The sequence below is a fragment of the Ilumatobacter sp. genome, assembly GCF_049588435.1.
Lineage (GTDB): Bacteria > Actinomycetota > Acidimicrobiia > Acidimicrobiales > Ilumatobacteraceae > Ilumatobacter_A.
Genome location: NZ_JBAVYV010000421.1, coordinates 1 through 8,953, shown reverse-complemented (window position 1 = coordinate 8,953; position 8,953 = coordinate 1). Strand labels below are relative to the sequence as shown.

Here is an 8,953-nt window from a genome sequence, read left to right as displayed (position 1 = left end):
GGACTCGGGTGCGTCGGCAGGTTCGAGCGCCCAACCGAACATCGCGGTGATCGCGATCGCACCGCCGATGACGATCAACCAGGTGGTGTAGATGACGCCGTACGCCATGATCGGCAGCGCGACTGCGAGGACCAACGGCCAATACGAGGGTGCGGGCAGGTGGATGTGAGCATCTGCATGCTTCTCCTCCTCGGCGACCAGTTCCTCGAGGGTCGAGCGGCGGACGTAGTTGTGCTCGCCGTTCTCACCGATGTCCTCGTACTTGCGGTGGAACACCTCGTCGAGCGAGTGCACGGTGGGCGACCGGTCGAAGTTGTGGTCCTTCGGCGGGCTCGTCGTGAGCCATTCGAGCGAACGCGCATCCCAGGGGTCGAGCGGTGCAACCGGCTGGCGACGGTGGATGACGAGCGCATTGATGACGAACGCCATGATCCCGAGGGCGAGGATGAACGTGCCGATGGTCGACACGAGGTTCCAGAAGCCGAGGTTGAAGAATCCTTCGCCGGCGCGTTCCTCCGTCCACACGTACATCCGGCGTGGCTGGCCCTGCAGTCCGACGATGTGCATCGGCCCGAACGTCATGTTCATCCCGACGATCATCAGCCAGAAGTTCCACTTGCCCCACGTCTCGTTGAGGCACTTGCCGAAGATCTTGGGCCACCAGTAGTACAGACCGGAGAACAGGCCGAGCACACCGCCACCGAAGATGACGTAGTGGAAGTGGGCCACGATGTAGTAGGTGTCGGTCTGTTGCGTGTCGGACGGTGCCACGGCGTGGGTCACCCCGGACAGACCGCCGATCGTGAATTGCACGATCAGGCCGATCGCGAAGAGCATCGCGGTCGTGAACCAGAGCTTGCCGCCCCACATGGTGAGCGTCCAGTTGATGATTTTCACGCCGGTCGGAATGGCGATCGCCATCGTGGCGACCGAGAACACCGCAACCGAAACCGGTCCGAGTCCCGAGGCGAACATGTGGTGCGCCCACACACCCCAGCCGAGGAAGCCGATGGCCGCACCGGAGAACACGACGAACGGGTAGCCGAAGAGCGGCTTGCGCGAGAACACCGGGAGCACCTCGGAGACGATGCCGAACGCGGGCAACACGATGATGTACACCTCGGGGTGACCGAAGATCCAGAACAGGTGCTGCCAGAGCAGCGGATCGGCACCCTCCTCGACCGTGAAGAACGTCGCGCCGTAGGACCGCTGGAACATCAGCAGGAACAGCGCCACGGTGATGACCGGCATGGCGAAGAGCAACAGGAACTGGGTGACCATCGCCATCCACGTGAAGATCGGCATCTTCATCAGCGACATGCCCGGTGCGCGCATGTTCAAGCAGGTGACGATCAGGTTGATCGCGCCGACGAGCGAGGCGACCCCGGTGATCTGGATCCCGAGGCCCCAGAAGTCGACGCCGTTCGTCGGCGAGAACGGAACGTCCGAGTTCGGGGCATACATGAACCAGCCACCGTCGGCGCCTCCGCCGAGGAACCACGACGAGTTCAGGAACAGTCCGCCGAGGACGAACAGCCAGAGGCTCAGTGCATTGAGCCGGGGGAACGCGACATCGCGCGCACCGATCTGGAGGGGAATCAGATAGTTGGCGAACGCTGCCGCCATCGGCATCACGAACAGGAACACCATCGTCGTGGCGTGCATCGTGAACATCTGGTTGTACTTGTCGGCCGAGAGGATCGTTCCGTCCGGGCCGGCGAGCTGGAGGCGGATCAGTCCGGCCTCGATGCCCCCGACGAGGAAGAAGAACATCGCGACGGTGCCGTACATGATGCCGATCTTCTTGTGATCGACGGTGAACACCCACGAACGCCAGCCGGTCGTCTCGACCGGACGACGGAGGTATCCGAAAGAAGATGACGCCGTCACCGGGGCGTCGGCCCCGATATCGGATTCGGCCGGCGATTCGGTCGCCGGTCGTTCGATGATGGCCATGGGCTATCGGTCTCCCATCACAGTGGAATCGGTCAACGAGATCACTTGCGCTCCAACAGGTAGGCGAGGAGCTGGTCGATCTGATCTTCGCTGAGCGCCAGGTACGGCATGCCTCGGTAGAGCTCGTCGGTCGGGCCGAGTTCTTCGGGGTCGGTGTACATCGGCTTCTTCTTCGGGGCGTCACGCAACCATTCGCGCAGGTCGACCTCGGCGAAGCAGTCTTCGGTGACGCCTTCGAGGTACCGCTCGGTGAACACGTCGGAATCGGCTTCCCACACGGCGTCGCGGCACTCGTCGCGGAGCAGGCTCCACGTCGCGCCCGCGAAGGTGTTGCGCGTCATCAGGTTGGTCAGGTTCGGAGCTGCACCGGAGTACACCTGCTCGTCGGGTCGAGCGACGAGGGGGGTGCCCTCTTCGTCTTCGAGACCGTCGATCTGGTGGCAGCGCGAGCAGTTCGCGACGAAGGTCGCTTCGCCTTCGGCGGCGAGTGTGTCCGCCTCGGGCGGCGTGTACTCGGCGAGCTGATTGTCGACCCACTCCTGGAAGCCGTCATCGGTGAGCGCCGCGACTTCCATGCGCATGTTCGCGTGGCTCAGACCACAGAACTCGGCGCACTGTCCGGCGTAGATCCCGGGCTCGTAGGCCTGCATCCGGAGGTTCTGGACTCGGCCGGGAACCATGTCGCGCTTGCCGTTGAGGGCAGGGATCCAGAACGAGTGGATGACGTCCCGGCTGGTGCCACGGATCAGGACGTTCTGGCCGGCGGGAATGACCATCTGTCCCGACGTGACGATCGGTTCGGGGATCCCGCCCGGCAGGCATCCGTCCTGGGCCGGGTAGTCGAACTCCCACCACCACTGCTGGCCGGTGACGTTGACGACACATTCTGTGTCGTCGGTCTCGTTCAGGTCCATGATCACGCCGACCGACGGAATCGCGACGCCGATCAGGATCAACGCCGGGAGGATCGTGAGACCGATCTCGAGGGCGGGCCTTCCGTGGGTCTGCTCGGGGATCGGCTGTCCGCGGTCGCGGTAGCGCAACACCACGAAGCCGATGACGCCCATGACGATGACTCCCACGAGGCCGGCGATGTAGAACACCGGGCGTGCGAGATCGTCGATCAGCTGGGCATTGCTGCCCTTGGGCTGGAACGTGTCCTGCGGAGCGTTGTTCGCGCACCCGGCGACGACCGCGCCGGCCGTGGCGAGCGCGACGAGCCTCGCGCGTCGTCCGAGAAGGTTCTTCGAAGTCACCTCGGGCACGCTAGTTGCGGTCTCGGAGTCGCGCCGTTTCGTTCGATCGTGATTTCGCGGGCTCATGGGACGATCACCTCGAGTGCGGCAGAGTCGACTCCCGGAACGAAGAACCAGAATCCGTCGGCGTCGTCGGGGGCGTTCGGGTTGGGCTGACCGTCGTAGGCGAAGGTCGGTTCGGGTGCTTCGATCGTGAGCAGCTGGGCGGCACCCGGCTCGATCAGCGTGGTGCACGTCAGGTTGCGGATCTCGACCTCTTCGGTGTCGTCCTCGGGTCCGATCTCGATGGTCGTCGCCCCCATGTCGAGCGAGAGTCGACGATGCTCGTCGCCTTCGTTGCGGAAGATCACGTTGGTCGCCGTCGACCTCGGGATGTCCACTCCCACGGCGCCCGTATCCGGCGTCCCGGGAATCGTGAACTCCAGGATTCCCGCGTCGGTGAGGATCACCTGATAGGCGCCGGACTTGGCCGCCACGGTTTCGCTGGCGTTCTCGTCCGCTTCGGGGAACTCCTCCGGGCTCTCGCAGATGGCCTCGGCGGGATGTTCTCCCTCCGCTGCGCCCTCCGCATACTCCTCGGGATGGTGGACCGCTTCGGCCTGCCAGATCTCCGTGGTCTCGAACTCGGGAATGTCGCGCTCGCCGTCGAGCCCGGTGACGGCGCCCGCTGCCACGAGTGCGATCGCTCCGACGGCCATGACCCCACCGACGGCACCGGCGTTGACCTTCGGACGACTCGCCAGGACGAAGGCGACGATCAGCACGATGGCAGCCAATACCGAGAACGCGATGACGGTGTTCGTCTTCGAGAGCCAGAGCATGACTCGGCTGAACGAGTAGATGATCACGCCGACCGCGACGGCACCGGCGACCGGGAACTCGATCGGGTTGAGGATGCGGCTGCGCACCTCGGAGTTGTGCCCCGCATCGCTCGACGCCCGTTCGGCCCACGCCTGCACGGCCCATTCGCCTCCGGCGACGACGAGCACGACGAGACCGATCACGACGATCGACTGGTAACTGATCAGGCCGACGGCGAGGACCACTCCGCCGAAGGCGAACGCCAACGGCCAGATGCTCGATCCGGGTGCCGGCTGCGCGGCTGCGGTCGTCTCGACCGGAGCCTCGTCGTCGGCGAAGACGTTGGAGTCGCGCAGGATGGCGTTGATCACGGCAAGGCCGATCAGGCCGATGGTCGCCGACGCGAGGCCGACGGTGCCGAGGACCCCGTCCTGGCCCAGCCCGTAGACCAGGGTGGCCATGAGCGAGACGACGGAGGCGCCGATGAGGAATTTCGATCCGGTGGTGAACATCAGTCGATGAATCTCACTTGGTGACGTAGACGAGGAACCAGATGGCCGTGTACACGGCCGTCATGGCGTACCAGAAGATGGCATGGGCAATGAGGATCTCGCGATCACGGGTGCGACCGCCGATGAAGCGGAACATCGTGACGAGGCTGAACAACAGTCCGACGACCATCAGCGCCATGAAGGTGCCGGTGACGGCGTAGAACATCGAGCCGTACTCACCGTCGGCGACGGCGACACCCATCTGATTCCAGACGAATGCCTGCGCATTCACGATCAGCAGGGCGACGAACGCCGAGACGGCGATCGCGAACACGGTGTTGGACCTGTCGTTGCGCTTCGACGCCCAGACCGCCCATTGGGCGAACGAGCACAGCGCGGGGAACGCGATGAGCATCACGTTGGTCGGCACCTCGGGAACGGTGATCCCGCTCGGGAGCCAACTCGCTCCGGTGTCGACGACCTCGGAGCGCTTGAGCGCCCAGATCCCGAGCATTCCGCCCGTGAGCATCGTCATCGCCACAGCGCCGAGCACTGCCGCGACGGTCATCTGGTTGCGCGGTGCCGGCGCGGGGCCGGCGGCGAGAGCTTCCATCAGCTCGCACTCCTTGCTGATTCTTGATTCGCGGACTGGAGATCGAGCATCGGTTCGGCCGACGTGATCGTCGGGACGTCCACGAAGTTCGAGGTCGGGGCCGGCGAGGTCGTCGCCCACTCGATCGTGTGGCCACCGAAGGGATCGTCGACGGCATCGGGATCGGAACCGACCACCGTGGCGATCAACAAGCCGATGAAACCGAGGACGGCGAGTGCCATGAGGCCGTGACCGACGAGGACGAGCACGTTCCAGATCTGCAGATCACCGTCGTCGTATGCCAGGCCTGCCGGCTGGTCGAGGAAACCGGCGATGTACTGCGGGAATGCCGCGAACACCGTGCCGGCGACACCGAGCAACGCCAACGGGGCGACCTTCTTCATCTCGAGCGTGTGGCCCCAGAGCTTGGGGGCCCAGTAGACGATGCCGCCGAGCACGCCGAGTGCCACGCCGTACCCCACATAGACGAGCGAGGCCTCTCCGAACACGGTGCCGATCAGACCGAGGTCGACGATCGGTTCGATCGCCGATCCGACCATCGCGACGAACACCATGCCAAAACCGAACAGGGCGAAGAGGAATCCGCCGGTCGCGTTGGGGAGCATCGACTCGCCGTCCTCGTTCTTCGTCGGCTTGGCGAGGAACAGCATCATCAGGAACAGAATCGCGGCTCCGAGCAGCGGGAGAAGGTGGAAGAACGCCCAGGGGGCGACGTCACCGAGCTTGGTGGTCGCGTCCTCGCCGTCACCGATGTAGAGCTGCGAACCCCGCCACGGCACGTCGAAACGGAGCTGCTGGGTGACGGCCGCAAGAGCGGACACCCCGACGAGACCGAGGCCGGCGAACACCAGACCGCGCATCGGCGTGCGCTTGCGGAACGTGACCGGAACGAGTTCGGCGAACAGGCCGAGGACCGGGATCGCGAAGAGGAACGTCGTCGGCTGGGTGAAGATCCAGCCGGTCCAGGTGACGATCCCTTCGTTGCCACCGAACGCCTCACGGGCGCCGCTGCGATGGTCGACGAACAGGTAGATGACCGCACCGAAGAGCACGGGCATCACGAGGACGAGGCCGATCCCGAACACGAGTGCCGAGAAGGCGAAGAATGGGACGCGCCGCATCGTCATCCCGGGTGCTCGGGTGGTGAGCACCGACGTGACGAGGCTGACGCCGACGGCGGTGAATCCGAGTGCCATCAGGCCGAGTGCGGCGAGGAACAGGTCGACCATGTCGCTGTTGCCGCCTCCGAAGCCGCCGTTGTCGACGAGCGACACGATCGAGAGGATGAAGCCTCCGAGCCACATGTACATCCCGACCGCCGCGAGGCGGGGGAAGGCCAGTGCGCGTGCCCCGAGCTGGAGGGGAACGACGGCGATTGCGAGGCCGGCGGCGAGCGGAAGTGCGGTGCCGAACACGAGCCCGACGCGTTGGCTGCCGATCAACTGGGTCCACGAATCGCTGTCGAAGGCGGCGCTGCCGCCGTCGACGCGTTCGATCGCGATCAGGAGGTTGGCGAGAATCGTCGCGAGGAGGCCCAGCAGGCCGGCGCCGATGAAGAGACGCCCGATCTTCTTGTGATCGCTGGCGGTGAGCCATGCGGCATCAGCAGCGAGGCGTCGCCCGAAGGCAGAGTCACCCGCGACGTCGGGGCTGGAATCGATGGTGGTCATGTGATGTTGAGACTCACTTGGCTGGATCGTCCTGGGCCGGCGCGGTGGTGCCGACGTCTGTCGTCGTCATCCGAGCGGAGGCTTGGCATGACGGCCCGAGACTACTTGCACGTGACCATTTCGCCAGAATTCCGCGTGGTTTTCGCGGTGGTTCGAAGGTCACGATCGCGCAATGTTCGCCATGTGGGTCGATGTGAGGTCGGTGCTCCGGCGACCGGAGGGACTCAGGACACCCCGTGCTCGACGAACACGTCGAGCATCATCGCGCCGAACAGCAGCGTGACATAGGTGATCGAATAGCCGAACAGGCGCATCGACGCGGACGGAGTCGGGTTCTTGCCGAGGGCGAGTGTTCCCCAGATGAAGATCGCGCCGAGCACGATCGCCGAGAGGCCGTAGATCAGGCCGAGGTCGGCGACGGGCCAGAGCACGAGCGTGCCGATGACCAGGCCGACGGTGTAGATCTCCATCTGGCGGACGACGTCGGCCATCGGGGCGACGGACGGGAGCATCGGGACGTCGGCGGCGCTGTAGTCGTCGGCGTACTTCACCGCCAGCGCCCAGAAGTGGGGTGGGGTCCACAGGAACATCACGATGAAGAGGATCAGCGGTTCCCAGCCGAGCGAATCCTGGACCGCCGACCAGCCGACGAGGACCGGAACCGCTCCGGCGGCGCCACCGATCACGATGTTCTGGCGACTCGTGCGCTTCAACCAGAGCGTGTAGATGCCGACGTAGAAGGCTGCTGCCGAGAACGCGAGGACAGCGGAGAGCAGGTTCGCTCCGACCCACAGCACGATGAACGCCGCGACCTCGAGCGCCAACGCGAAGATCAAGGCGTTGCGCGGTTCGATCGCCCCGATGACCAGCGGTCGGTTGCGGGTGCGCTCCATCAGCGCGTCGATGTCGCGGTCGACGTACATGTTGATGGCGTTGGCACCACCGGCGGCGAGCGTGCCGCCGATCAGAGTGACGATGACGAGGCGGGTCGGCGGCCATCCCTGCTGGGCGAGGACCATCGTCGGGATCGTCGTGATCAGCAGGAGTTCGATGATCCGCGGCTTGGTGAGCGCGATGTAGGCCCCGAGCACCGACGTCGGTTTCCGACGCGGAGCGTGTGCCGCGACGCCGCCGGGCGCGAGCCTCGACGGGACGATGGGACGGGAGCCGACAGCCATGACGAGCACAGCGTACGACTCCCCGAGACGAGCGACCAACGCGCGCCCGAGGTCACGCCCCCAACCGACCTCGTGAACTGTTCCCGCGCTCCGTGCGCGAACAGTTCACGAGAACGCCGGACTCGGGCTCGGTACGCTCGTGTCGTGCCCACGACGCTCGAACCGGTTCAGGTCGCTGAGCCCGACATCGACGACGATCCCGCAGCGGATCGTCCGTGGATCGTGCTCGTGTGGAACGACCCGATCAATCTGATGAGCTACGTCACCCACGTGTTCCAGAAGCTGTTCGGCTACTCGCACGAGAAGGCGACCGAGTTGATGCTCGACGTCCACGAGAAGGGCCGCGCCGTCGTGGCCTCGGGATCGCGTGAGGAGGCCGAGATGCACGTGTTCCACCTCCACGAACACAGTCTCTGGGCGACGATGGAACACGACACGTGACCCGTCGCTTCAAGCCACCAATCTACTCGACGACCAAGCGCGGCACGACGACGTGGGTGCTCAACATCGGCGATGACGAGCGCGGCGTCCTGCTCCACCTGCTCGAAGAACTCCGATCGCTGCTCGCCGAGGACGGTGAGGCGTCGGGTGCGAGTGCCGACGCGCTCAAGCGCCTGTTCCCGACCGCGTACCCCGACGACGAGGCCAAGGAGGCCGAGTACCAGCGGCTGATGCGCGAGGACCTGGTGACGAGTCGACTCGTCCAGATCGACGCGGTGACCGCTGCGTTCGACGGCGATTCTGCGCTCGAGGAGGGCGACGTCATCGCTCTGATGCAGTCGGTGAACGCGATCCGCATCGTGCTCGGAACGATCCTCGATGTCGGTGAGGACGACGAGGTCGGAACGGGCGGCGAGGAACTCGAGGCCGAGCGCCACCTCTACGCATTCCTGTCGTGGCTCCTCGACTGGATCGTCCGCTCACTCCAGAGCTGACCACACCGTCTTTCCCCTCCGGGCGTCCCATGACCCCGTGGTGAGGGTGACCC

8 protein-coding genes are annotated in these 8,953 nt (G+C 65.2%); 2 read left to right on the top strand and 6 right to left on the bottom strand.

Features of this window, described 5'->3' with window-relative positions:
* The 6 genes from ctaD to WBV89_RS16030 all read right to left on the bottom strand — a co-directional run.
* A partial coding sequence (ctaD, locus tag WBV89_RS16055) for a cytochrome c oxidase subunit I (RefSeq protein ID WP_423982355.1) occupies window positions 1–1,956 on the bottom strand: 1,956 nt, incomplete at its 3' end.
* 41 nt (window positions 1,957–1,997) lie between these two features.
* Complete coding sequence (coxB, locus tag WBV89_RS16050) at window positions 1,998–3,212, bottom strand: cytochrome c oxidase subunit II (RefSeq protein ID WP_423982354.1); 1,215 nt, start codon at window positions 3,210–3,212, stop codon at window positions 1,998–2,000.
* Window positions 3,213–3,274: 62 nt separating this feature from the next.
* A complete protein-coding gene (locus WBV89_RS16045) occupies window positions 3,275–4,525 on the bottom strand; it encodes a hypothetical protein (protein ID WP_423982353.1) in 1,251 nt (416 codons plus the stop codon).
* A 13-nt stretch (window positions 4,526–4,538) separates the two neighbouring features.
* Entirely contained in the window at window positions 4,539–5,117 is a 579-nt protein-coding gene (locus WBV89_RS16040; RefSeq protein WP_423982352.1) for a cytochrome c oxidase subunit 3, read from the bottom strand.
* Window positions 5,117–6,787, bottom strand: a complete 1,671-nt coding sequence (locus WBV89_RS16035; protein ID WP_423982351.1) for a cbb3-type cytochrome c oxidase subunit I — start codon at window positions 6,785–6,787, stop codon at window positions 5,117–5,119. Before WBV89_RS16035 ends, WBV89_RS16040 begins: the two co-directional genes overlap by 1 nt.
* 224 nt (window positions 6,788–7,011) lie before the next feature.
* The gene (locus WBV89_RS16030) at window positions 7,012–7,965 is read right to left on the bottom strand and encodes a heme o synthase (protein WP_423982350.1); all 954 of its coding nucleotides are present in this window, start codon (window positions 7,963–7,965) and stop codon (window positions 7,012–7,014) included.
* 144 nt (window positions 7,966–8,109) lie between these two features.
* Here WBV89_RS16030 and clpS point away from each other — a divergent pair, with 144 nt between their 5' ends.
* Complete coding sequence (gene clpS, locus WBV89_RS16025; RefSeq protein ID WP_423982349.1) at window positions 8,110–8,406, top strand: ATP-dependent Clp protease adapter ClpS; 297 nt, start codon at window positions 8,110–8,112, stop codon at window positions 8,404–8,406.
* On the top strand, window positions 8,403–8,900 hold the full coding sequence (locus WBV89_RS16020; protein WP_423982347.1) for a DUF2017 family protein: 498 nt from the start codon (window positions 8,403–8,405) through the stop codon (window positions 8,898–8,900). Before clpS ends, WBV89_RS16020 begins: the two co-directional genes overlap by 4 nt.
* Window positions 8,901–8,953: the final 53 nt, after the last annotated feature.

Excerpts from the sequence above, each read along its gene's own strand:
- WBV89_RS16030 (WP_423982350.1), bottom strand. The coding sequence starts at position 7,965 with ATGGCTGTCGGCTCCCGTCCCATCGTCCCGTCGAGGCTCGCGCCCGGC.
- WBV89_RS16040 (WP_423982352.1), bottom strand. The coding sequence starts at position 5,117 with ATGGAAGCTCTCGCCGCCGGCCCCGCGCCGGCACCGCGCAACCAGATG.
- WBV89_RS16045 (WP_423982353.1), bottom strand. The coding sequence starts at position 4,525 with ATGTTCACCACCGGATCGAAATTCCTCATCGGCGCCTCCGTCGTCTCG.
- WBV89_RS16035 (WP_423982351.1), bottom strand. The coding sequence starts at position 6,787 with ATGACCACCATCGATTCCAGCCCCGACGTCGCGGGTGACTCTGCCTTC.